Source organism: Methylobacterium ajmalii (genome assembly GCF_036448855.1).
GTDB classification, from domain to species: Bacteria; Pseudomonadota; Alphaproteobacteria; order Rhizobiales; family Beijerinckiaceae; genus Methylobacterium; species Methylobacterium ajmalii.
The window spans coordinates 23,419-46,163 of sequence record NZ_JAZFXT010000066.1; the positions used below are offsets into that span (position 1 = coordinate 23,419).

General features: G+C 71.4%; 20 protein-coding genes, 2 tRNA genes and 1 pseudogene. 15 read left to right on the plus strand and 8 right to left on the minus strand.

The genetic code is table 11. The features are described from left to right. Positions 1-3: 3 nt before the first annotated feature. Positions 4-588, minus strand: coding sequence for a Uma2 family endonuclease (locus V3T34_RS27050; protein WP_305077290.1), 585 nt, complete (start codon positions 586-588; stop codon positions 4-6). Between the two features lie 233 nt (positions 589-821). Here V3T34_RS27050 and V3T34_RS27055 point away from each other — a divergent pair, with 233 nt between their 5' ends. The 7 genes from V3T34_RS27055 to soxZ are packed head-to-tail and all read left to right on the plus strand — an operon-like array spanning position 822 to position 6,218. Then, entirely contained in the window at positions 822-1,289 is a 468-nt protein-coding gene (locus tag V3T34_RS27055; RefSeq protein ID WP_060848715.1) for a (2Fe-2S)-binding protein, read from the plus strand. A gap of 11 nt (positions 1,290-1,300) precedes the next feature. After that, positions 1,301-3,484, plus strand: coding sequence for a xanthine dehydrogenase family protein molybdopterin-binding subunit (locus V3T34_RS27060; RefSeq protein ID WP_305077291.1), 2,184 nt, complete (start codon positions 1,301-1,303; stop codon positions 3,482-3,484). Beyond that, entirely contained in the window at positions 3,481-3,747 is a 267-nt protein-coding gene (locus V3T34_RS27065; RefSeq protein ID WP_091884530.1) for a c-type cytochrome, read from the plus strand. Before V3T34_RS27060 ends, V3T34_RS27065 begins: the two co-directional genes overlap by 4 nt. After that, positions 3,744-5,000 carry an NAD(P)/FAD-dependent oxidoreductase gene (locus V3T34_RS27070; RefSeq protein WP_305077292.1) on the plus strand — a complete coding sequence of 419 codons (1,257 nt, stop codon included), beginning with the start codon at positions 3,744-3,746 and terminating at the stop codon, positions 4,998-5,000. The genes V3T34_RS27065 and V3T34_RS27070 overlap by 4 nt, the downstream gene beginning before the upstream one ends. Continuing rightward, a complete protein-coding gene (gene soxX, locus V3T34_RS27075; RefSeq protein ID WP_305077293.1) occupies positions 4,997-5,428 on the plus strand; it encodes a sulfur oxidation c-type cytochrome SoxX in 432 nt (143 codons plus the stop codon). Before V3T34_RS27070 ends, soxX begins: the two co-directional genes overlap by 4 nt. After that, positions 5,425-5,895 (plus strand): SoxY-related AACIE arm protein, encoded by a 471-nt coding sequence (locus V3T34_RS27080; protein ID WP_305077294.1) that lies wholly within the window; start codon positions 5,425-5,427, stop codon positions 5,893-5,895. The genes soxX and V3T34_RS27080 overlap by 4 nt, the downstream gene beginning before the upstream one ends. Before the next feature lie 2 nt (positions 5,896-5,897). Beyond that, positions 5,898-6,218: a thiosulfate oxidation carrier complex protein SoxZ gene (soxZ, locus tag V3T34_RS27085; RefSeq protein WP_091884538.1), complete on the plus strand. Its 321-nt coding sequence runs from the start codon at positions 5,898-5,900 to the stop codon at positions 6,216-6,218. 58 nt (positions 6,219-6,276) lie between these two features. On the opposite strand, the gene V3T34_RS27090 is transcribed toward soxZ, so the two are convergent. From V3T34_RS27090 to V3T34_RS27100, 3 genes are read right to left on the minus strand one after another with little or no spacing between them, the layout of a single operon-like run. After that, complete coding sequence (locus tag V3T34_RS27090) at positions 6,277-7,992, minus strand: AMP-binding protein (RefSeq protein WP_305077295.1); 1,716 nt, start codon at positions 7,990-7,992, stop codon at positions 6,277-6,279. Positions 7,993-8,047: 55 nt separating this feature from the next. Beyond that, entirely contained in the window at positions 8,048-8,788 is a 741-nt protein-coding gene (locus tag V3T34_RS27095) for a hypothetical protein (protein WP_305077296.1), read from the minus strand. Beyond that, complete coding sequence (locus V3T34_RS27100; protein WP_305077297.1) at positions 8,785-10,293, minus strand: leucyl aminopeptidase; 1,509 nt, start codon at positions 10,291-10,293, stop codon at positions 8,785-8,787. The genes V3T34_RS27095 and V3T34_RS27100 overlap by 4 nt, the downstream gene beginning before the upstream one ends. A gap of 231 nt (positions 10,294-10,524) precedes the next feature. Here V3T34_RS27100 and lptF point away from each other — a divergent pair, with 231 nt between their 5' ends. From lptF to rsmA, 5 genes are all read left to right on the plus strand, one after another. Then, positions 10,525-11,697, plus strand: a complete 1,173-nt coding sequence (gene lptF, locus V3T34_RS27105; protein ID WP_305077298.1) for an LPS export ABC transporter permease LptF — start codon at positions 10,525-10,527, stop codon at positions 11,695-11,697. Between the two features lie 6 nt (positions 11,698-11,703). Then, positions 11,704-12,792, plus strand: a complete 1,089-nt coding sequence (gene lptG / locus V3T34_RS27110) for an LPS export ABC transporter permease LptG (protein WP_060848706.1) — start codon at positions 11,704-11,706, stop codon at positions 12,790-12,792. A gap of 56 nt (positions 12,793-12,848) precedes the next feature. After that, positions 12,849-15,461, plus strand: a complete 2,613-nt coding sequence (locus V3T34_RS27115; RefSeq protein WP_407942783.1) for an LPS-assembly protein LptD — start codon at positions 12,849-12,851, stop codon at positions 15,459-15,461. A 216-nt stretch (positions 15,462-15,677) separates the two neighbouring features. Beyond that, positions 15,678-16,700 carry a 4-hydroxythreonine-4-phosphate dehydrogenase PdxA gene (gene pdxA / locus V3T34_RS27120; RefSeq protein WP_305077299.1) on the plus strand — a complete coding sequence of 341 codons (1,023 nt, stop codon included), beginning with the start codon at positions 15,678-15,680 and terminating at the stop codon, positions 16,698-16,700. A 53-nt stretch (positions 16,701-16,753) separates the two neighbouring features. Beyond that, the gene (gene rsmA / locus V3T34_RS27125) at positions 16,754-17,533 is read left to right on the plus strand and encodes a 16S rRNA (adenine(1518)-N(6)/adenine(1519)-N(6))-dimethyltransferase RsmA (protein WP_288585614.1); all 780 of its coding nucleotides are present in this window, start codon (positions 16,754-16,756) and stop codon (positions 17,531-17,533) included. Positions 17,534-17,691: 158 nt separating this feature from the next. Here rsmA and V3T34_RS27130 read toward each other — a convergent pair whose 3' ends face one another. The 3 genes from V3T34_RS27130 to lipB form a co-directional block, all read right to left on the minus strand. Then, entirely contained in the window at positions 17,692-18,660 is a 969-nt protein-coding gene (locus V3T34_RS27130; protein ID WP_305077300.1) for a Tim44 domain-containing protein, read from the minus strand. Between the two features lie 203 nt (positions 18,661-18,863). Continuing rightward, a complete protein-coding gene (locus V3T34_RS27135; protein WP_305077301.1) occupies positions 18,864-19,997 on the minus strand; it encodes an ATP-binding protein in 1,134 nt (377 codons plus the stop codon). A 126-nt stretch (positions 19,998-20,123) separates the two neighbouring features. Continuing rightward, complete coding sequence (gene lipB, locus V3T34_RS27140; RefSeq protein WP_407942784.1) at positions 20,124-20,828, minus strand: lipoyl(octanoyl) transferase LipB; 705 nt, start codon at positions 20,826-20,828, stop codon at positions 20,124-20,126. A 105-nt stretch (positions 20,829-20,933) separates the two neighbouring features. Here lipB and V3T34_RS27145 point away from each other — a divergent pair, with 105 nt between their 5' ends. From V3T34_RS27145 to V3T34_RS27155, 3 genes are all read left to right on the plus strand, one after another. Further along, positions 20,934-21,239, plus strand: a complete 306-nt coding sequence (locus tag V3T34_RS27145) for a FliM/FliN family flagellar motor switch protein (protein ID WP_048428740.1) — start codon at positions 20,934-20,936, stop codon at positions 21,237-21,239. Between the two features lie 122 nt (positions 21,240-21,361). Then, positions 21,362-21,446, plus strand: a tRNA-Leu gene (locus tag V3T34_RS27150). A gap of 188 nt (positions 21,447-21,634) precedes the next feature. Continuing rightward, positions 21,635-21,719: transfer RNA gene (locus V3T34_RS27155), tRNA-Leu, on the plus strand. A gap of 221 nt (positions 21,720-21,940) precedes the next feature. On the opposite strand, the pseudogene V3T34_RS27160 reads toward V3T34_RS27155, so the two are convergent. Continuing rightward, a pseudogene (locus V3T34_RS27160) lies at positions 21,941-22,696 on the minus strand (transposase); the annotation flags it as partial. Positions 22,697-22,745: the final 49 nt, after the last annotated feature.

Here is a 22,745-nt window from a genome sequence, read left to right on the forward strand (position 1 = left end):
GCGTCAGCCGAGTGCCGCGAGCGGCACGCCGAGCGCCGTGAGCGCATCCGCCTGCGGCCGCAGGATCACCTCCCGGGGCAGCTCCGCCACGTCCCGGTAGCCCGCCGCCGCCGGTTCGCGATGGACGCTCGCCGTGCGCTCCTGCGCGTCGATCACCCAGTATTCCCGCACCCCGTGCCGCGCGGAGAGCGCCGCCTTGCGGCCCCGTTCGTAGGCGAGGCTGGAGGCCGCCACCTCGATCACCAGCAGGATCTCGGAACCCGAGATGGTGCAGAACCCCTCGGGCGAGGCGCTGTGGGCGCTCATCGGCGCGAGCAGAAGATCCGGCTCCAGCAGGCTCGGCCGAAGCTGGAGCGTGCTCTCGATGCCGAGATAGATCGTGTCCGGGAGCGCCGGGACGAGACGGCGCATCAGCGCGTTCTTCACGACGTCATGCGCGAAGCCCTTCGCCGCCATCTCGACCAGCTCGCCGTCCAGGAGTTCGATCCGCTCGTCCTCGCGCAGGATCCCGGATTCCAGCATCAGCCGCAGGTCGCCGGCCGTGAAGCGGCGGGGGAGCGGGCTGTCGGGCGTGACGTGGAGGGTCAAACGCTGCTCGCGGCGTGAAACGATCCTGCCACACTATCAGGCCCGGCCCGCGAAGGCACGCGATCCACGGTTGACCGCACCCCGCTCGCGCATCCGTCAATTGACAGACACAGCCGGCCGCCGCGAAGTTGTTATCGCTAAAAGGTGCGAGACAACGCCCCCGGCTGCGCCCCACGCGGCTGCCCTCTCCCCACGGCGTCGCTCGGCGCCGGACAACCCGAACGGAAGCGCCCATGATACGCCTGACCGTGAACGGCTCCGTGCGCGAGGTCGAGGCCGAGCCCGACACGCCGCTGCTCTGGGTGATCCGCGAGCAGGTCGGTCTCACCGGCACCAAGTACGGCTGCGGCATCGCGCAGTGCGGCGCCTGCACGGTCCATATCGACGGGCAGGCGGTGCGGTCCTGCTCGCTGCCGGTCTCCGGCGTCGAGCCGGGACAGAAGATCGTCACCATCGAGGGCCTGAGCCCCGACCGTTCGCATCCGGTGCAGAAGGCCTGGGCCGCGCTCGACGTGCCGCAATGCGGGTTCTGCCAGTCGGGCATGATCATGGCGGCCGCCGCCCTGCTGGCGCAGAACCGTAAGCCCAGCGAGGCCGAGATCCGCCAGGAGATCACCAATATCTGCCGCTGCGGCACCTACAACCGGGTGCTCGCCGGCATCACCCTCGCCGCCGAGGGCGGCGAGACCGGCCGCGGCTGAGGGAGGCTTTGATGACCGACACCGCCTTCCCCGCCCTGTCCCGCCGCTTCTTCCTCGCCGGCTCCGCCGCCGCGGCCGGCGGCCTCGCGCTCGGCTTCGACCTGCCCGGCGCCGCCGCGGCGCCCGATGCCGCCACCCCGGAGATCAACGCCTGGGTGGTGGTGCGCCCGGACGAGACCGTGGTGATCCGCATCGCCCGCTCGGAAATGGGCCAGGGCACGCTCACCGGCCTCGCCCAGCTCGTCGCCGAAGAGCTCGGCTGCGACTGGGCCCGCGTCACCACCGAGTACCCGACCCCGGGCCAGAACCTCGCCCGCAACCGCGCCTGGGGCGATTTCTCCACCGGCGGCAGCCGCGGCATCCGCGAATCCTACGTCGCCGTGCGCCAGGGGGGCGCGGCCGCCCGCACCATGCTGGTCGCGGCCGCCGCCGCGGAGTGGAAGGTTTCGCCCGGCGAGTGCCGGGTCGAGAAGGGCGTGATCCACCATCCGGCGTCCGGTCGCTCCACCACCTTCGGCAAGGTGGCGGCCGCCGCCGGACGGATGGAGGTGCCCAAGGATGTGCCGCTCAAGGACCCGAAGGACTGGACGATCGCCGGCCACCCGGTGAAGCGCCTCGACACGCTGGAGAAGACCGACGGCTCGCAGGTCTACGGCATCGATCTCAAGCTGCCGGGCATGCTCAACGCCGCGATCCGCGACTGCCCGGTCGTCGGCGGCACGGTGAAGAGCGTCGACGCCGCGGCGGTCGAAAAGATGCCCGGCGTGCGCAAGGTCGTGCGGGTCGGCGACAGCGCGGTGGCGGTGGTGGCCGACACGTTCTGGCGCGCCAAGCAGGCCGTCGAAGCGCTCCAGATCGTCTGGGACGAGGGCCCGAACGCCAAGGTGTCGAGCGAGACGATCGCCGCGACGCTGAAGGAGGGGCTCGATGCCTCCGAGGCCTTCGTCGGCAACAAGGCCGGCGACGCGGGCGCAGCGCTGAAGGGCGCGGCCAAGGTGGTCGAGGCGACCTACGCCTACCCGTTCCAGAACCACGCCACGATGGAGCCGATGAACGCCACGGCGCGCTGGACGCCGGAACGCTGCGAGGTCTGGACCCCGACCCAGAACGGCGAGGCCGCGCTCGCCGCGACGGCCGAGGCGGCCGGCCTCTCGGCGCGGCAATGCGACGTCACCAAGATCCATCTCGGCGGCGGCTTCGGCCGGCGCGGCGCCACCCACGACTGGGTGCGCCAGGCGGTCCTGATCGCGAAGGAACTCCCCGGGACCCCGGTCAAGCTGATCTGGACCCGCGAGGAGGACATGACCCACGGCCGCTACCACCCGGTCACCCAGTGCCGGATGCGCGCGGCCCTCGACGAAGGGGGCAACCTCACCGGCCTGCACATGCGGATCTCCGGCCAGTCGATCCTGGCCGGCATCATCCCGGGACGGCTGGCGCCGGACGGCAAGGACCCGGTGGTGTTCCAGGGGCTCAACCCGGGCGGGGCGGAGGCCGCGATCGGCTACACGATCCCAAACCTCCTCATCGACCACGCGATGCGCAACCCGCCGATCATTCCGGGCTTCTGGCGCGGGGTGAACACCAACCCGAACGCGATCTACCTCGAATGCTTCCTCGACGAGGTGGCGCACGCGGCAGGAAAGGACCCGCTCGCCTTCCGGCGCAAGCTGATGGAGAAACACCCCAAGCACCTCGCCGTGCTGAACGCGGTGGCCGAGCGGATCGGCTGGGACACCAAGCCGGCCGCGGGCGTGCACCGGGGCCTCGCCCAGATCATGGGCTTCGGCAGCTACGTGGCCGCCGCCGCGGAGGTCTCGGTCGCCGACGACGGCAAGATCAAGGTCTACCGCATCGTCGCCGCCACCGATCCGGGCGTGGCGATCAACCCGCAGCAGATCGAGGCGCAGGTCGCCGGCTCCTTCGTGTACGGCCTGTCGGCGGCGCTCTACGGCGAGTGCACGGTGAAGGACGGGCGGATCGAGCAGACCAACTTCGATTCCTATCCCGTCCTGCGCCTCGACGAGATGCCGAAGGTCGAGGCGATCCTGATGCCGTCCGGCGGCTTCATCGGCGGCGTCGGCGAGCCGACGATCGCAGTGGCGGCCCCCGCCGTGCTCAACGCGGTCTTCGCCGCCACCGGCAAGCGGGTGCGCCAGATCCCGGCGCGCCACACGGACCTGAAGCGCGCGTGAGGGCCTCGCTCCTCCTCGTTCTCCTCGCCACCACCCCGGCGGCGGCTTCGCCGCCGGGCGCCTCGTCCTGTTCTGGCTGCCACGGCGCCCCCGGCGGGGCGGTGCCGAGCCTTGCCGGCCACTCGGCCGAGGACATCGCGGCGTCGCTTTCCGCCTTCCGGTCGGGCGCCCGCCCGGCCACGGTGATGAACCGCATCGCCAAGGGCTTTTCCGACGACGAGAGCCGGGCGATCGCCGCCTGGATCGCGGGAGGCGGCCAGTGACGAAACTCGGCCGTCGCGCGCTGCTGGCGGGGCTCGCCGCCGCCGCCCTGCCCCGTCCCGCCCTGGCGCAGGGCGCGCGCGGGCGCGTCGTCGTGGTCGGCGGCGGCTTCGGCGGCGCCACCGCGGCGCGGGTCCTGCACCGGGCCGGCCACGCCGTCACGCTCATCGAGCCGTCGGAGACCTACTGGGCCTGCCCGTTCAGCAACGAGGTGATCGCGGGCCTGCGGCCGATGTCGGCGCAGGCCTTCGGCTACGACGCCTTGCGGGCGAGCGGGGTGACGCTCGCCCGCACCAGCGCCGAGGCCATCGACGGGGCGGCGCGCCGGGTCCGGCTTGCCGACGGCACCAGCCTCGATTACGACCGGCTGATCCTCTCGCCCGGCATCGCGCTCCGCTTCGACGCGCTATCGGGCTACGACGCGGCCGCCGCCGAGGTGATGCCGCATGCCTGGAAGGCGGGCGCGCAGACCGAATTGCTGGCGCGAAAGCTCGCCGCGATGCCCGAGAACGGCACGGTGGTGCTGGCGGTGCCGGGCAACCCCTATCGCTGCCCGCCCGGGCCCTACGAGCGGGCGAGCCTGATCGCCCACTACCTCAAGACCCGCAAACCGCGCGCCAAGCTGATCGTGCTCGACGCCAAGGACACCTTCTCGAAGCAGAAGCTGTTTCAGCAGGCCTGGGCGGCGCTCTATCCGGGCATCCTGGACTACGTGCCGCTCGCCGCCGGAGGACAGGTCTCCTCGGTCGACGTGAAGGCGATGACGGTCGCCACCGACTTCGAGACGTACAAGGCCGACGTCGCCTGCATCATCCCGCCCCAGCGGGCAGCCCCCATCGCGAGCGCGGCCGGCGTCGCCGACCGCTCGGGCTGGTGCCCGATCGACCCCATCACCTTCGAATCGCGGCTGGTGGCGGGCATCCACGTCGTCGGCGACGCCGCCATCGCCGGGGCGATGCCGAAATCCGCCTTCGCGGCGAACGCGCAGGCCAAGGTCTGCGCCGAGGCGGTGATCGATCTTCTGGCCGGGCGGACGCCGGAGCCGCCGAAGCTGATCAACACCTGCTACAGCCTGGTCGCGCCCGGCTACGGCATCTCGGTCGCCGGGGTCTACCATCCGGCGAACGGCGTGCTGGCCGACGTCGAGGGCGCCGGGGGCACTAGCCCGGTCGACGCGCCGGACGCCGTGCGCGAGAAGGAGGCGGTCTACGCAGAGGAGTGGTACCGCACCATCACCGCCGCGGTGTTCGGGTGAGGCGGGGGCTGGCCGTGCTCCTCGCCCTGTCCCAGACGGCGCTCGCGCCCGCGACCATCGTCGGCGACGCGATCCCCGACCCGCTCGGGGGCCGCACCGGCGACGCCGCGCGCGGGCGGGCCATCGCCACCGACACCCGCAAGGGCCTGTGCCCGCTCTGCCATACCGGCCTCGGCGGCATAGCGCCGGCCGGCGATCTCGGGCCCGATCTCGCGGAGGTCGGCGCGCGGCTCTCCGAAGGCCAGTTGCGGCTGCGTCTCGTCGACGGACGCGTCTTGAACCCCGCGACCCTGATGCCCTCCTATTACCGGACCGACGGCATCCGGGTCGCGGCCGCGTGGCGCGACCGGCCGGTGCTGGAGGCGGGCGAGATCGAGGACGTGATCGCCTACCTCGTCACCCTGAAGGGAGGATCCGCGACGCCATGACGGCCGTGCTCGACCGCCGCACGATCCTCGCCGGGGGCGCCGGCCTGCTCACCGTGGCGCTGGTGCGCCCGGGCAAAGCCGCGATCATCCGGCCGACCCGGGAGGCCACCGTGGAGGCGATCCGCCGCTTCACCGGCGGCGCGCCGATCCGGACCGGGCGCATCCACCTCGACATGCCGCCGCTGGTCGAGAACGGCAACACCGTGCCGCTCGCCGTCACCGTCGAGAGCCCGATGAGCGAGACCGACTTCGTCCGTCGCATCGCGGTGTTCAACGACAAGAACCCGCAGCCGCACGTCGTCACGCTGCATCTGGGACCGCGCGCCGGCCGCGCCGCGGTCAATACCCGGATTCGCCTGGCCGATTCCCAGACCATCACGGCCATCGCCGAGATGCGGGACGGCACCTACTGGTCGGCCACCGCGGACGCGATCGTGACGCTGGCGGCCTGCGTGGAAGGATCGTGACGATGGCCCGCGCCCTCATCAACCTGCCGAAGACCGCCGGGGCGGGCGCGGTGATCGAGATCAAGACCCTGATCTCGCACCCGATGGAGACCGGCTACCGCCCCGGCCCGGACGGCCGCCTGATCCCGCGCAACATCATCACGGAGTTCGTCTGTACCTACGACGGCGACGAGGTGTTTCGCGCCGAGCTGTCCCCGGCGAGCGCGGCGAACCCCTACCTGACCTTCACCACCGTGGCGACGAAGACCGGCACGCTGCGCTTCACCTGGACGGGGGACAACGGGTTCTCGCAGACCGAGGAGATGCCGATCACGGTGACGTAAGAGGGCGCGACGCCGACCCCTCCCCCGCAGCGGGGGAAGGAGGGCTCGGAGGGCCGCGCTACCCCATCGCCTCCCCGTCCCGCAGGGCGCGCCGCAGCACCTTGCCGACATTGGTCTTCGGCAGGCTGTCGCGGAAGACGAAGCGGCGGGGCACCTTGTAGGCGGTCAGGCTCTCGCGGGCGTGGAGGCGCAGGGCCTCCGCCGTCAGGTCGGGGTCGCGGCGCACCACGTGGGCGACGACGCTCTCGCCGGTCTCGGCCGAGGGCTCGCCCACCACCGCCACCTCGACCACGCCCGGATGGGCGGCGAGCACGTCCTCGACCTCGTTCGGATAGACGTTGAATCCGGAGACCAGGATCATGTCCTTCATCCGGTCGACGATGCGGACCTGCCCGTCGGGCTCGATCAGGGCGACGTCGCCGGTGCGGAAGAAGCCGTCCGGGGTCATCGCCCGGGCGGTCTCGTCGGACCGGCCCCAGTAGCCGGCCATCACCTGCGGCCCGCGCACGCAGAGCTCGCCGGGCTGGCCGACCGGCAGGGTGGTGCCCGCGGCGTCGCGGATGCAGACCTCCGTCGAGGGCACCGGGTAGCCGATCGTGCCCGACCAGTCGTGCAGGGCCGGCGGGTTGATCGAGACCACCGGCGAGGTCTCGGACAGGCCGTAGCCCTCGATCACCGGCTTGCCGGTGGTCGTCTTCCAGCGCCGGGCCACCGGCGCCTGCATCGCCATGCCGCCCGCGATCGAATATTCGAGCCGCGACCAGTCGACCTTGTCGATGTCGGGGTGGTTGAGCAGGGCGTTGAACAGGGTGTTGACGCCCGACAGGTTGGTGAAGCGGCTCTTGCGCAGGAGCGTCACGAAGCCCGGGATGTCGCGCGGGTTCGGCACCAGCAGGCAGCAGGCGCCGAGCCGCATCATGAAGAAGCAGCAGCACGTCAGCGCGAAGATGTGATAGAGCGGCAGCGCCGTGACCATCACCCGGCCCGGACCCTCGTCGTCGCGCATGCCGAACCACACCCGGCTCTGCTCGACGTTGGCGGCGACGTTGCGGTGCGTGAGCATCGCCCCCTTCGACACGCCGGTGGTGCCGCCGGTATATTGCAGGAAGGCGAGGTCGTCGGGCCCGACCGCGACCGGCCGGAAGCTCGCCTTGCGACCGGTGGCGAGCACCGCCTTGAAGGCCGTGCGGCGCGAGGCCGGCAGCTCGAAAGGCGGCACCGCCTTCTTGACGTGGCGCGCCACCAGCGTGACGAGCGCCCCCTTCAGCCCGAGCCCGTCGCCGGCGCCCGCCACCACCACCCGCTCCAGGCCGGGCAGCTCCGGCAGCGCCTCGGCGACGGTGTGACAGAAGTTCTCCAGGACGAAGAGCACCCGCGCGCCGGCATCGCGCAGCTGGTGGGTCAGCTCGCGCGGGGTGTAGAGCGGGTTGACGTTGACGACCGTGGCGCCGGCGAGGAGCGCGCCGACGAGCGCGACCGGGAAGGCCGGCACGTTCGGCATCATGATGGCGACCCGGTCGCCCTTGCCGATGTCTTGCGCCTGCAGCCAAGCCGCCACCGCCGCGCCCTCGCGCCGCAGGGCGGCATAGGTCAGGGAGGCGCCGAAGCAGGTGACCGCCGGGCGGTCGGCGAAACGCTGCGCGCTGGTCTCGATCAGCTCGACCAGGGTGCCGAGACGGTCGGCCTCGATCTCCGCCGGGACGCCGGTCGGATAGGCGGCGAGCCAGGGCCGCGGCGGGGTGTTCGGTTCCATCGCGCTCGGCCCCTTGCCCATGAACTCCACCCTCCCCGATGCCGGATGCCTCGACGGGCCCCGGCTTGGCTCCGGGTTAGCGCCTCCCCGGGGTCGTTTCAACCGAGCGCCGGGTTCCGGCCGACCCCGGGGCGAGCACGCTCAGGGCGGCGTGGGGCAGGAACGCCGCCAGGACGAGACCCAGCGCCAGCGGTGCCTGCCCCCCGAGCGGCAGGCGCGGGAAACCCGACAGGCCGAGATCCCGGGCCGAAGCCAGCAGCCACAGGGCCCAGGCGAGGGCGAGGACGCGCAGGGCTCCCCGTCCGAGGGCGCGAAGCCGGGTGCCGCGCCGCGGCAGGCCGCGGGCGACGAGCACGGCGACGGCCAGCGCGCTGCCGAGCACGATCGCGGCGACCGCGGCCCCGAGGATGTGGGACACGGTCATCGTCTGGCCCGACAGGAAGGCGACGCCGCCGACCGAGAAACCGGCCCGCAGCACCAGCCCGCCATAGGTCGGGTGGAGCGACAGGCCGAGGACCAGGGCGAGGCCGAGGAGCGCGCCGAGCCAGCCGCGCCACCCTGGCGCAGCGACGGGCAGCAGCGCGACCCGCGCCGCGCCGTACGCGACGGCGGAAAAGAACAGCGGGTAGCGGTCGGCGAAGAAGCCGTAGGCCCATTGGCCGAACCCCGCCGCGTCGAGGCCGCGTTGTGTCACTCCCGCGGCGGCGGCGAGCGCCACCGCCGCCAGGGCTGCGGCGAGCGGGACGAGCGCCACGAAGCGCCCGCCGCCGGAGGTCGCGGGAGCGGTGCTCGGGAGGGCACCGGAGGCGGTGCTCACGCCTCGTAGTGGTCGCGCACGAGCCGGTCGAGCAGGCGCACGCCCCAGCCCGAGCCCCAGGAGCGGTTGATCTCGGAGGCCGGCGAGCCCATCCCGACGCCGGCGATGTCGAGATGGATCCACGGCACGTCGTTGACGTAGCGCTTGAGGAACTGCGCTGCCGTGGCCGAGCCGCCGTGGCGGCCGCCGGTGTTCTTCATGTCGGCGAACTTCGACTCGATCAGCTTGTCGAAGCCCGGCGCCAGCGGCATCCGCCACACCTTCTCGCCGGTGGCCTCGCCGGCCGCCGAGAGGCGCTGGGCCAGCTCGTCGTTGTTGGAGAACATGCCGGCGAATTCCTGGCCGAGCGCCACCAGGATCGCGCCGGTCAGGGTCGCGAGGTCGATCATGAAGCGGGGCTTGTAGGTCTGCTGGACGTGCCAGAGCACGTCGGCGAGCACCAGGCGCCCTTCCGCGTCGGTGTTGATGATCTCGATCGTCTGGCCCGACATCGAGGTGACGATGTCGCCCGGGCGCTGCGCCTTGCCGTCGGGCATGTTCTCGACGAGGCCGATGGCGCCGAGCGCGTTCACCTTGGCCTTGCGGCTGGCGAGCGCGTGCATCAGGCCGACCACGCAGGCGGCGCCCGCCATGTCGCCCTTCATGTCCTCCATGCCGCCGCTCCCCTTGATGGAGACGCCGCCGGAATCGAAGGTCACGCCCTTGCCGATGAAGGCCACCGGCGCCTCGTCGGCGTCCTCGGCCCCGTTCCAGCGCATGATGACGACCCGGGCCTCCTTGGCCGAGCCCTGCGCGACCGCGAGCAGCGCCCGCATGCCGAGCTTCTTCATATCCTTCTCGTCGAGGATCTCGATCTCGACGCCGAGCTTCTCCAGCGCCTCGGCGCGGCGGGCGAACTCTTCCGGGTCGAGGACGTTCGGCGGCTCGTTGACGAGCTCGCGGGCGAGGATCACGCCCTCGGCCAGCCCCTCGGCCCCGCGCAACGCCTTCTTGAGACCCGCATTCTCCGGCACCAGCAGGGTCAGGCGCCCGGCCCCGCCGGCCTCCTCGCCCTCGGGCGTCTTCTTGCTCTTGTAGCGGTCGAACTTGTAGGTGCGCAGGCGCGCGCCCAGCGAGAACGCCGCGACCTCGTCCGAGCCCGGGGCGGTGCCGGGCCATTCGAGCACCACCGAGGCCGAACGGCTGCCGATCTTGCCCGCCGTGAAGCCGCCGAGGGTCGCCCAGTCGCGGGCGGCCTGCTCCTCGCTGCCGGTGCCGACCACCACCAGGCGCTCGGCCGCCAGACCGGCCGGGGCGGCGATCACGAGGGCGCTCGCGGCCTTGCCCTTGAAGCGCTCGGCGGCGGCGGCCCGCGCCACCAGGTCGGCGGCGCCGGGACCGGCGATCTCGGCCGCCCGCGGCGACAGGGCGAGGTCCTCGCCCACGAACAGCACGAGGTCGCCGCCGGCCCCGCCGGGCTTGGCCGTCGCGAGGGATTCGATCTCGATGCTGATGCCGTCCGCCATGGCGTTGCTTTCGTCCCGTCTTCTGGATCGCGCGCCTCTCGAGGGGCGCCGCGCCGGTCCTGTGTAGCGGGGGGACGCCCGCGAGCGCAACGCGGCCGGGTGTGGCGGGCCGACCGCGCCCGCCCGCAAAAGGCCGCACTTCGGGCGCTTGAGGGCAGCCGGTGCTTGTGCGGCCGGCGGGCGGCGCCTAACCAGCATCGACGCGGGAGGGGGCCCGACCGCAGCCGGCCGATGAAGCAGATCGAGCGATACATCTTCCGCATCGCCCTCGGGGCGTTCCTGTCGTGCCTGATCGGCCTCACCGGCGTGATCTGGGTGACGCAGGCCCTGCGCGAGCTCGACCTGATCACCGCGAAGGGCCAGACCCTGCTGATCTTCTTCCTGATCACCGGGCTGTCGCTGCCGACCCTGATCACCGTGATCGCGCCGGTCGCGCTGTTCATCGCGGTGGTCTACGCGCTCAACAAGCTCAACGGCGATTCCGAGCTGATCGTGATGAGCGCGGCCGGCATGTCGCCGCGCCACCTGATGCGGCCGTTCCTGACGCTGGCGCTGATCGTCAGCGCGGCGATCGGCTTCCTGACCATCCAGGTGATGCCGTCGAGCTTCCAGGAGCTGCGCGACGTGCTCACCCGGGTGCGCGGCGACTTCATCGCCAACGTGGTCAAGGAGGGGCAATTCACCAGCCTCGACAGCGGGATCACCTTCCATTTCCGCGAGCGGGCGCCGAACGGGGCGCTGCTCGGCATCTTCATGCAGGACCGGCGCGAGGTGGGTAAGACGGTGGTCTACCTCGCCGAGCGCGGCCAGGCGGTCGACCTCGACGGGCAGACCTACCTGGTGCTGGAGAAGGGCAGCATCCACCGCCAGCAGCCCAACAGCCGGGATTCCTCGATCATCACCTTCCAGCGCTACGCCGTCGACCTCGCGGCCTTCACGCCGCCGGACGCCGACACGATCTACAAGCCGCGCGAGCGCTCGACCGTGCAGCTGCTGTTCCCGAACCCGAACGAGACCTACTACAAGCTCACCAAGGGCCGCTTCCGGGCCGAGCTGCACGACAGGCTGTCGTCCTGGCTCTATCCCCTGGCCCTCGGCCTGATCGCCTTCGCGGCGCTCGGCGATCCCCGCACCACCCGCCAGGGGCGCGGTCTGGCGGTGGTGGGCGCGATCACCGCCGTGGTGGCCCTTCGCATCGCGGGCTTCGCCGCCTCGAGCGCGGCGGTGCGCAGCCAGGGCGCCGTCGCGGCGGTCTACCTCGTGCCGCTGCTCGCGATCGTGCTCTCGCTCGTCGTCGCCACCCAGGGCAACCGGGTGCGGGCCTTCAACGCCGTCGTGGCGGCGCGGCTGCGCCGGCTCTCGGCGGCGCTGCCGGCACGGCGCCTGCGGATGCGGGCGGGCTGAGCCGCCATGCTGATCGGCGTCACGCTCGGCCGCTACCTGGCGGCCCGCTTCCTGCGGATGATCCTGGGGGTCTTCCTCACGGTCTTCGCCCTCGTCTACACCCTCGACTTCGTCGAGCTGATGCGCCGGGCCGGCGACGCCGAGGGCGCCTCGGCCGCCGTGATGGCGCGGCTCGCGCTGTACCGCACCCCGGCGGTGGCCGAGCAGGTCCTGCCCTTCGCGATCCTGTTCGGCGCGATGGCGGCCCTGCTCCAGCTCAGCCGGAAGCTCGAACTGGTGGTGGCCCGCGCCGCCGGCATCTCGGCCTGGCAGTTCCTGCAGCCCGGCGCGCTGGTGGCGCTCGGCATCGGCGCCTTCACGGTCGGGGTCTACAACCCGGTCTCGGCAGAGCTGAAGCAGCGCTCGACCGAGATCGAGGCCAAGATCTTCGCCCGCTCGGGCAAGGCCGCCTCCGGCAAGGAGCTGTGGATCCGCCAGCGCGGCATCGACGGCCAGGCGATCATCCGGGCCGAGACCGCGGTCGAGGGCACGGCGACGCTCGCGGGCGTCATGGTCTTCACCTTCGACGACAGCGGCGCCTTCACCCAGCAGATGCAGGCGGCCCGCGCCACCCTGCACGACGGCTACTGGGAATTGCAGGACGTGCGCGTGCAGGGGCCGGACCAGGAGCCGCAGAGCTACGACACCTACCTGATCGCCTCGACGCTCGACCCCTCGCAGGTGCGCCAGCGCTTCACCCCGCCGGAATCCGTGCCTTTCTGGCAACTCACCGAGACGATCGCCCGGACCGAGCGGGCGGGACTCGACGCCACGCGCTACCGCCTGCAGTACGACGTGCTCCTGGCGCGGCCGGTGCTGTTCCTGGCGATGGTGCTGGTCGCGGCATCGGTTTCTTTAAGGTTCTTCCGCTTTGGTGGCATCGGCAAGATGGTGCTCGGCGGCGTCGCGGCGGGTTTCGTGCTCTACGTGGCACGGCAGGTGATGGAGGGCCTAGGAGCCTCTGGATTGGTCGCCGCGCCGGTGGCGGCGTGGTTCCCGGCCGTGGTAGGGAGTCTTCTCGGAACGCTCGCGCTTCTGCACCTGGAGGACGGCTGATGCCCACCCTCCGGCAAGGCGGCACGGGCATAGCGGGTGCAGGGATGGGTCGAGTCGTGCGTAAGGCCGCGGGTGCCGCGGTCACGGGATCCCTGACGGTTCTGCTAGCGGCCGCCGTGACGGTGGGCGCGAGCGAGCCCGCGCGTGCGCAGGGCACGCTGAACGACCGCCTGGCGGCGCGTACCGCCAAGAATCAGGACAAGCCCGGGGCCGGAGGCGAGCGCCTGCTCGTCGAGGCCAAGGAGCTCGTCTACGACAACGACAAGAACACGGTCTCGGCGGTCGGCAATGCCGAGCTGCATTACGGGCCGCGCACGCTGCTCGCCGACCGCGTCCGCTACGACCGCAACACCGGCCGGGTCTTCGCCGAGGGCAATGTCCGCCTCACCGACGAGACCGGCTCGGTCGTGACCGGCGACAAGATGGAGCTGACCGACGACTTCAAGTCCGGCTTCATCGACTCGCTGCGCGTCCAGCAGACCATCGAGCAGCGCGGCCGCCCGGCCCGGGTGCGGTTCTCCGCCCCGCGGGCGGAACGGATCGCGGGCGAGACCACGACCTTCGAGTACGGCACCTACACGGCCTGCGAGCCGTGCAAGGACCACCCCGAGCGCCCGCCGCTGTGGCAGGTCAAGGCGGCGCGGATCATCCACAACAACGAGGAGCGCCGGATCTACTACGAGGATTCCTACCTCGAAGTGGCCGGGATCCCGATCGCCTACCTGCCCTACTTCTACTCGCCCGACCCGACGGTGCGGCGCGACACCGGCTTCCTGGCGCCGCACTTCGTCTCCTCGAACGTGCTCGGCTACGGCATCGGCACGCCGTTCTTCTGGAACATCGCGCCCGATTACGACCTCACGATCGAGCCGACCTTCCTGTCGAAGCAAGGTGTGCTCGGCCAGGCCGAGTGGCGCCAGCGGCTGGCCAACGGCTTCTACAACGTCCGCGTCAGCGGCATCTTCCAGTCGACCCCGAGCGCGTTCCTGCCCGGCCCCCTCGGCTCGGGCGACCGCGACTTCCGCGGCTCGATCGAATCGGCCGGCCAGTTCTACCTCGCCCCGAACTGGCGTGCGGGATGGGACGTCGTCGGCGTCACCGACAAGTGGTTCCTCGACAACTACCGCATCCGCAACCAGACGATCAGCACGGACTACTTCCGCGAGGCGGTCTCGACCGCCTTCCTGATCGGCCAGGGCGACCGTTCGTGGTTCGAGGCGCGGGGCTACTACTTCAAGGGCCTGTCGACCTTCGACTGGCAGAAGCAGCAGCCGATCGTCGCCCCGGTGATCGACTACGACAAGCGCCGGGACGGGCCCGATCCGATCGGCGGCGAGGTGCGGTTCCAGGCGAACTTCACCCACCTGTCGCGGGACGCGACCCAGTACACCCAGATCCCGCGCACCGGCACCTACCTGCTCAGCCCGAGCGTCAACGGGATCACCTTCCCGCTCTACAGCACCTGCTCGGTGTTCGAGCGCGGGCAGTGCCTGGTGAGCGGGCTGGCCGGCGACACCACCCGGGCGACCGCCCAGGTATCGTGGCGGCGCACCTTCACGGACGAATTCGGCCAGCGCTGGCAGCCCTTCGCCTACCTGCGCGGCGACGCCTTCTTCGTGAATCCGAACACGACCGGCTTCCAGAACCCGGAAGTCAGCAACCTGTTCTCGCCCGACTCGAACTTCTCCGGCCGGGTGATGCCGGCGGTCGGGCTCGAGTACCGCTATCCGTTCGTCGCCGATTTCGGGCCGCTCGGCGTGCACACCATCTCGCCGGTGGCCCAGGTCATCGCGCGGCCGAGCGAGACCCATATCGGGCGGCTCCCCAACGAGGACGCCCAGAGCCTCGTCTTCGACGACACCTCGCTGTTCGCCTGGGACAAGTTCTCCGGCTACGACCGGGTCGAGGGCGGCGTGCGCGCCAACCTGGGCGCCGAGTACTCGATCACCGGCCGCAACGGCTTCTACCTGAACGCGATGGCCGGCGAGTCGATCGCGATCGCGGGCGTGAACTCGTTCCGCCGCGGCGACATCGCCAATGTCGGCCGCGATTCGGGCCTCGAGCAGACCCGCTCGGACTTCGTCACCCGCTTCCAGGTCTCGCCGAACCAGAACATCAGCTTCATCACCCGGGCGCGGTTCGACAACGACACCTTCGCGATGAAGCGCCTCGAAGCCGGCATCACCGCCAAGTTCGCGCCGTTCCTGCCGCTCGAGGGCTCGCTGATCTACGCCCGCTACGCGGCGCAGCCCGAACTCGGCTTCGATCGCCGTCGCGAAGGCCTGCAGGCCTCGGCGCTCTACAACATCACCCCGAACTGGTTCGTCACCGGCTCGGTGCTGTTCGACCTGTCGCACTACCTCCAGGTGCGCGAGTTCTACGCCACTGCCGCGCAGTCCTACTTCCTCAACCCGGTCGGCACGGCACCGATCTACGACAAGTCCGACAAGTTCTACGTCTCCTCGTCGGGCTTCGGCTTCGGCTACCGCGACGAGTGCACGACGATCTCGCTCAACTACCTGTCCTCTCCGATCGAGACGGCGGCGGGCCTGCGCGAGCGCAACCAGACCTTCCTGCTCAGGATCGAGCTGCGCACCCTCGGCGAGGCGAACTTCCGGCAGAACCTCAGCACCTCCACGACGGCGGACGGCATCGCCACGGCGCGGTGACGGGTTGCCGGCGCCTGCCCTTCCGGCGGGCGCTCGCCCGGCGGGAGCGCTTGGCCGACGGGAGCGCTTGGCCGGCAGGAGCGCTTGGCCGGCAGGAGCGCTTGGCCGGCAGGAGCGGTTAGCCGGCAAGAGCGCTTGCCCGACGGGAGCCGGGATGCGATGGCGCGCTGGACGAACCTGCGCCACGGCGCGCCGCCACGGACGGGGATCCCCGCGATGACCACAGCCCTCGCGCTGACACAGGGCGATCCGGCCGGGATCGGGCCCGAGATCACCCTACGGGCCTGGCTCGCCCGCGAGGAGCACGGCCTTGCGCCGTTCTTCGTCATCGGCGACCCGGAGTTCCTCGGATCGATCGCGGCCCGCCTCGGCCTCGCCGTGCCGCTCGTCGCGGTCGAGCCCGAAGAGGCGGCGGCCGCCTTCGCCCGGGCCCTGCCGGTGGTGCGGCTGCCGGGCGGACTCACGGTCGCGGCGGAGCCGGGACAGCCCGATCCGGCGAGCGCCGCCGGCACCCTCGCGTCGATCGACGAGGCGGTGCGGCTGGTCCAGGCCGGCCGGGCGCCCGCCCTCGTCACCAACCCGATCGCCAAGCACGTCCTGTACGAGGCGGGCTTCCGCCATCCGGGCCATACCGAATACCTCGCGGCGCTCGCCGCCGCGGCCGGCGCGGCCCCGCCGACGGCCGTGATGCTGCTGTGGTCGGAGGACTTGGCGGTGGTGCCGGTGACGATCCACGTCGCGCTGCGCCGGGTGCCGGACCTGCTGACCGCCGACCTCGTGGTCGAGACCGCCCGCATCGTCGACCGCGACCTGCGGAGCCGCTTCGGCCTGGCCGCTCCGCGCCTCGTGCTCGCCGGGCTCAACCCGCATGCCGGCGAGGCCGGCACCATGGGCACCGAGGACCGCGACGTACTCGCTCCCGCGGTCGAGCGGCTGCGGGCGGAGGGCATCGCGATCACCGGGCCGCACCCGGCCGACACGCTGTTCCACGCCCGGGCGCGCGCGACCTACGACGTGGCGCTCGCCCCGACCCACGACCAGGCCCTGATCCCGATCAAGACGCTGGCCTTCGACAAGGGCGTGAACGTCACCCTCGGGCTGCCGTTCCTGCGCACCTCGCCGGACCACGGCACCGCCTTCGACATCGCCGGCAAGGGGCTCGCCATGCCCGACAGCCTGATCGCGGCGCTGAAGCTCGCGGGCCGACTGACGCGAGCCCAGGATGGAGTTGCCGCGTGAGCGCCCCGGACGGCCTGCCGCCCCTGCGAGAGGTGGTGCAGGCGCACGACCTGATGCCGCGCCGCTCGCTCGGACAGAATTTCCTGTTCGACCTGAACCTCACCGGGCGGATCGCCCGCTCGTCGGGACCGCTCGACGGGGTGACGGTGGTCGAGGTCGGCCCCGGCCCCGGCGGCCTGACCCGGGCTCTCCTGATGCACGGCGCCGCCAAGGTGATCGCGGTCGAGCGCGACCCCCGCGCCCTGCCGGCGCTCGCCGAGATCGCCGCGCATTATCCCGGCCGCCTCGAGGTGGTGGAGGCCGACGCGCTGGAATTCGACCCCCGCCCGCTGATCGGCGAGGGACCGGCCCGGATCGTCGCGAACCTCCCCTACAACGTCGGCACGCAGCTCCTCACCGGCTGGCTGACCCAGGAGGCCTGGCCGCCCTGGTGGGACTCGCTGACCCTGATGTTCCAGCGCGAGGTCGCCGAGCGCATCGTTGCCGACGAGAGCGACCGGGCGAATTACGGCCGGCTCGGCGTCCTGTGCGGTTGGCGTACGCAAGGACAGATCCTGTTCGACGTGCCGCCCGCTGCCTTCGTGCCGCCGCCGAAGGTGACCTCGAGCGTGGTGCGGCTGGTGCCGAGACCCGAGCCCCTGCCCTGCCGGGTCCGGGCCCTCGAAACCGTGACCGGCGCCGCCTTCGGCCAGCGCCGCAAGATGCTGCGCCAGAGCCTGAAGGGCGCGACCCCCGACCCCGCCCCCCTGCTCGCCGCCGCCGGCATCCCTGAGACGGCCCGGGCCGAGGAGGTGCCGGTGGCGGGATTCGTGGCGATGGCCCGAGCGCTCTGACGCCCGAGCCTTCGACAACGCCAAGCCTTCGACAACGCCAAGCCTTCGGGAACGCCAAGCCTTCGAGATGCGACCGAACGCGAAAAAGCCCCCGATCCAGGCCGGATCGAGGGTTTCGCGAAGGTAGCGGGGAGCGTGGCTCCCCGCACGATCGACCGTTACCGCGTCTGCTGGATGGCCGAGACCACCCATTGGCCGCCGCGCTCGCGCAGGAACGTCCAGACCTCGGTCGCCTCGGGCGGGTTGGTCTCGACGACCTTGCCGCTGGCGCGCTCGATCAGCGCATCGCGCAGGGTGTAGCGCATCGCCACGGTGGCGTAGTCGACCGGGCCCTCGCGCCAGGCCTCGGCGAGGTCGCCCTGCTGCAGCTTCACGTCGGCGATCTTGTTGACCACGCCGCGGGCGGTGTTGGCCCGGATCTCCTCACCGAAGTAGCCGAACATCTCCGGCGTCGTCAGGCGGCGCAGGGTGGCGGCGTCCTCGGCGCCATAGGCGAGCTGGACCTGGGTGAGGGTGCGCTCGAAGGCGTCGAAATCCTGCGGGCCGATGCCGACCTCGTCGCGCTTGGGCGGACGGGCCTGCTGGGCCGCGGCACCACCGCCGAGCATGCCGCCCAGACCGCCACCGAGGCCGCCCGTGTTGCCGCCGAGCGGGCCGCCGGAGGCCGGTCCGCTGCGGTTGTAGGCAGCCGCCATGGCCGGCTCGGCCCGGCGACGGCGCAGGAAGCGCATCACCAGCACGACCGCGCCGACGAGCAGGCCGACCTGGATCAGCAGGCCGAGGAAGGACGCGATGCCGCCGAGGCCGCCGAAGAAGCCGCCGCCGATCAGCGCACCGAGCAGGCCGGCGCCGAGCAGGCCGGCGAAGAAGCCGCCGCCGAAGCGCCGTGCCGGGGCGGCGGGGGCGCCCATCGGCGAGCCGGGCTGGGTCATCGAGCGCTGCATCGGCGCGGGGGCACCGGGGGCGGTCGTGGTCGGGGCCGGCGCCGAATAGGTGCGGGAGCCGCGCGATCCCATCGAGGAGCCGCTGCCGGGACGCGCCTCGCCGGCCGTCGCCGCCACGGCCATCAGGGCCGCGAGGCCGAAGGCTGCAACCGTCCGGCGGCCGCGGGTGAAGGTGGTCATCATCGGTTCGTCTCGCCTCGTGCCATCACCAGTTGGGGCGCCGTCCGGGGGTCGGGGTCCCGCCCCCGCCGCGCATATGGGGATGCGGGCGACGCAGTAGAAGGGAGGACTCGCCCCGGATGCCGTCCTGGTCATCACTACACAGGATGAAAAGTCACCGATCGGCGCCAGATCTGCCAAGCGATAAATTTTTGATCTGACGGGGATTAGCGCATAGCGGCACTTCGTTGCGGGCGCCGTTCCTCTGCCGCCGGGAAGGTCAGGCGGATCGACGTCCCCTCGCCGGGGGTGCTGCGGAGCGCCACGGCGCCGTTCTGGCGCTTCACCACCGCGTTGAGGATGGCGAGGCCGGTGCCGCGGCCGGGCTCGCGCGTGGTGAAGAACGGCTCCAGCGCCCGGCCCAGCACCTCCGGGGCCATGCCGGATCCGGTATCGGCCACCGTCAGGGCGACGTGGCGCCCGGCCGACCCGTCCGCCGCCACGCCCTCGCCGCCGTGGTTGCGGGTCTGGATCGTCACGCGCCCGCCCGCCGGCATCGCCTCGACGGCATTGCGCAACAGGATCTGCAGGATCAGCTCGGTCTGGACCGGATCGACGCAGGCGATCCACAGGTCGCCGGCGAGGTCGAGATCGAGGGCGACGCTCCCGCCGAGCACCGCCTCGGCCCGCCCGCGGTGATCGCGCAGCAGCCCGTTGAGGTCGACCGGCCGCGGCTCCGGCCGGTGTCTTCGCGAGAACGCCAGGAGGTGGCGGGTGAGCGCCGAGGCGCGCTCGGCCGCGTCGGTCGAGCGGGTCAGCGCCCGCTGCACGAAGGCGTCCGGGTGCTCGCCGAGGCGCCGGCGCAGGCCGTCGACGTAGCCGACGAGGATCTGCAGCAGGTTGTTGAACTCGTGCGCGACGCCGTTGGTGAGCTGGCCGAGCGCCTCGCGGCGCTGCGCCAGGCCGAGGGCCGCCTCTAGGTCGCGGCAGCGGGAGGTGTCGACGAGCTGAATCAGGCGGGCGCCGTCCTCCCCGCCCACCGGGGAGACATGGAGCGCGGCCCACAGGGTCGCGCCGTCGCGGCGGCGCACCAGCACCTCGGCGCTGGCCGGGCCACCCCCGGCGAGGAGGGTCCGCAGGGCATCCTCGGCCTCCGAATCGGCGCCGAGCGCGGTGATCCTGCCGGGAACCGCCCCCAGCAGGGTCTCGGCCGCGGAATTGGCGAACAGGATCGCGTCCTCGGCGCCGGCCGCGACCACGACGGAGGGCAGCGGCGCCGCCGCGAGCGCCGCTCGCAGGGGCCGGAAGGCGCCGGAGCCTGAGACCTCGGAGCCTGTGACCTCGGGGGTCTCAGCCGGCACGGGCGGGGCCTCCATCATGGCGCGGCAGGGGCCGCCCGCCCGGCAGCCGCATCGTCCACGCGTTCTGGACCATCACTCTAGAGCAAGTCCGGGCAAGCTGAAAACCGGGGGACGGTGGGGTAACCGTCATGGATCCGTCGGCGGGGCGGCCTCGCCCCGACCATCGTCCTCGACCAGCACGGTGGGCCCGAAGATCGCCTCGAAGCGCCCGCGCAGCACCGCGTCGACCTCCGGCAGGGTGACCGGCCGTCCGAGATCGACGAGGCTCGTCACCCCGTGCTCGCGCACGCCGCAGGGCACGATGCCGGAGAAGTGCGACAGGTCCGGCTCGACGTTCAGGCTGATGCCGTGGAAGGTCGCCCAGCGCCGTACCCGGATGCCAATCGCCGCGATCTTGTCCTCGATTCCCGGCCCCTTCTCCGGTCGGCGCACCCAGACGCCGACCCGATCCTCCCGGCGCTCGCCCCGCACCGTGAACGCGTCGAGCGTCGCGATCAGCCAGGCCTCCAGCGCGGCCACGTAGGCGCGCAGGTCCGGCCGCCGCCGGTTGAGGTCGAGCATCACGTAGGCCACCCGCTGCCCGGGGCCATGATAGGTGTATTGCCCGCCCCGCCCCGTGCGGTGGACCGGGAACCGCTCGGGCGCCACGAGGTCGGCCTCCCGGGCCGAGGTGCCGGCGGTGTAGAGCGGCGGATGCTCGACGAGCCAGACGCGCTCGAGGGCGCGGCCCTCGGCGATCGCCGCCGCCCGCGCCTCCATGGCGGCCTCCGCCTCGCGGTAGTCGAGGAGCGCGTCGCGCACGACCCATTCGACGGGAGGGCTGCCGGGCACCGGCAGGAGGCTCCCCGGGGCGGTTCCGAGCCGGTCGTTTACCAAGGCTTCACCATAAGATCGGATTGTCGGGGCATCGGTTCGTGGTCAGGGTGGGTCTGTCCGTTGGCGGTTCTCGACATTCTCAAGGTTGACCTCGCGGTGGTGCTCGGGCGGACCCGGATGCCGATCCACATGCTGCTGCGCATGGGCCGCGGCGCGGTGATCGAGCTCGATTCGACCGACAGCGATATGGTCGAGATCCTCGCGAACAACCACCCGATCGCCCGCGGGCAGATCGTGGTCACGGGCAACCGCATCTCCGTGGAGGTGACCGAGCTGATCCGCAAGGCCGAGGTGGTGCGCGAGCCGGGCATCCGCATCGGCGACGGCGGCGCCGCCTTCCTGGGCGCCCTGTCGGACGCGCTCTGACGAGAATGTTTGCCAGTTCCGCATCGGGGCGCTTGCGTCCCCCGGGGGGGACTGGTATTCGCAGCCTCGCTTCGGACGGGTTTCAGCCCCGCCCCGCCGCTTCCGGCGAGACGAAGCAATCCGCGGCCGTGGCGGAATTGGTAGACGCGCTAGCTTGAGGTGCTAGTTGGGCAACCAGTGGAGGTTCGAGTCCTCTCGGCCGCACCATCTCTCTCACGAGGTCTTCGACCGGCGGCAGGGGATGGAGACGGAAGTCCTTGCAATAGGTTCGACCAGGTCTGGCCGTGCGTAGGACGAAGTCGCCGATGAGCGCGCTGTCTTCCCGGCAGTGATGCAGATATTGACTGATGGTTTCAAGACGAGCTGGACCGCTTTTTGGATGTCCGGCGAACTCCGCGGCCGTGGCGGAATTGGTAGACGCGCTAGCTTGAGGTGCTAGTTGGGCAACCAGTGGAGGTTCGAGTCCTCTCGGCCGCACCATCCCGCTTCAAGGGATGGCGCCAGAAATATGTCTCTCTAATAGTAGGCTGCTGGATAAGGGGTTGTACCGTTCTGGTGCTTTGTTGGCACCGTTTGGTTTCGAGGGTCTCACCTTGCACTGGCGTTGTGGGGGCCTTTAGCGCCGGGCTTGCCGGATGCAGTGAAGTAGAGTTCAGCCGAGTGTCGCAAAAGGCGGCTCTATTCTTTTGTCAGGCTGTCGCTTACACTCTGGGGATTTTTGGCAGCAGCACGAGGTTGAAGGCCGCCGCCATGAAGTTGAAGGCCATATCGATCCGCTCCCCCCGCGGAGCCGGATGCGGCCGGTCAGGCCGATCTCCATGCTCCAGCCGAAGCCTTCCTCGATCCGCTTGCGGATGGTCTGGCTGATCGCATAGCCGGGCTGGCGCATCGTGCATCCGTCAATGGCGGAGCGGCGTCTCGCCGTGTTGCAGGCCACGTGCGGCGTCACCGGCAAGGCGTGCAGGTCGTTCACAAAGTCCGCAGCGTCGTAACCTTTGTCGGCGCCCAGGGTGATGCGGGTGGGACGGTCGGCCCGCGTCTCGATCATCGCCAGGGCCGCGACGCGCTCGGCCTGTTCGGTCGCCTGGGTCAGGCAGCCGTTGACCGATCAGCCCGTTGCGGTTCTCCATGAGCGCATGACCCTGAAGCAGAGCTTGGCTTCCTCGCCCTGACCCTCGCGGTAGAGCCGCGCCTGGGGATCGGTGCTGCTCTGACGAGTGTCGTTGGACAGGCCCTTGCCTCGACAGTCGACGTCGGGATTGCGCCCTCCTGCCGGAGGGGTCGGAGGGCGCGGTATCCTTGGGCTTGAGGATTTTCATCGAGGCCCAAGCCTGGATCAGGATCCCATCGACGGTGAACTGGTCCTGCGATCGCAGCCGCTTGACGCGTGGAATTGCCAGCACGGCGCTCAGGAAGGCGGCGGCCACGCTGCCGTCCAGCAACCGATCGCAGTTCTTATCTCGACTTTGGCCAATCGCGCCCCGTTACCTGTGTAGGGCCCGCATC

Bases quoted from the DNA above. Each gene is read 5' to 3' on its own strand.
- V3T34_RS27055 (WP_060848715.1), top strand. From the start codon at position 822: ATGATACGCCTGACCGTGAACGGCTCCGTGCGCGAGGTCGAGGCCGAG.
- V3T34_RS27060 (WP_305077291.1), top strand. From the start codon at position 1,301: ATGACCGACACCGCCTTCCCCGCCCTGTCCCGCCGCTTCTTCCTCGCC.
- V3T34_RS27080 (WP_305077294.1), top strand. From the start codon at position 5,425: ATGACGGCCGTGCTCGACCGCCGCACGATCCTCGCCGGGGGCGCCGGC.
- soxZ (WP_091884538.1), top strand. From the start codon at position 5,898: ATGGCCCGCGCCCTCATCAACCTGCCGAAGACCGCCGGGGCGGGCGCG.
- V3T34_RS27090 (WP_305077295.1), bottom strand. From the start codon at position 7,992: ATGGGCAAGGGGCCGAGCGCGATGGAACCGAACACCCCGCCGCGGCCC.
- V3T34_RS27100 (WP_305077297.1), bottom strand. From the start codon at position 10,293: ATGGCGGACGGCATCAGCATCGAGATCGAATCCCTCGCGACGGCCAAG.
- lptF (WP_305077298.1), top strand. From the start codon at position 10,525: ATGAAGCAGATCGAGCGATACATCTTCCGCATCGCCCTCGGGGCGTTC.
- lptG (WP_060848706.1), top strand. From the start codon at position 11,704: ATGCTGATCGGCGTCACGCTCGGCCGCTACCTGGCGGCCCGCTTCCTG.
- pdxA (WP_305077299.1), top strand. From the start codon at position 15,678: ATGACCACAGCCCTCGCGCTGACACAGGGCGATCCGGCCGGGATCGGG.
- rsmA (WP_288585614.1), top strand. From the start codon at position 16,754: ATGCCGCGCCGCTCGCTCGGACAGAATTTCCTGTTCGACCTGAACCTC.
- V3T34_RS27130 (WP_305077300.1), bottom strand. From the start codon at position 18,660: ATGATGACCACCTTCACCCGCGGCCGCCGGACGGTTGCAGCCTTCGGC.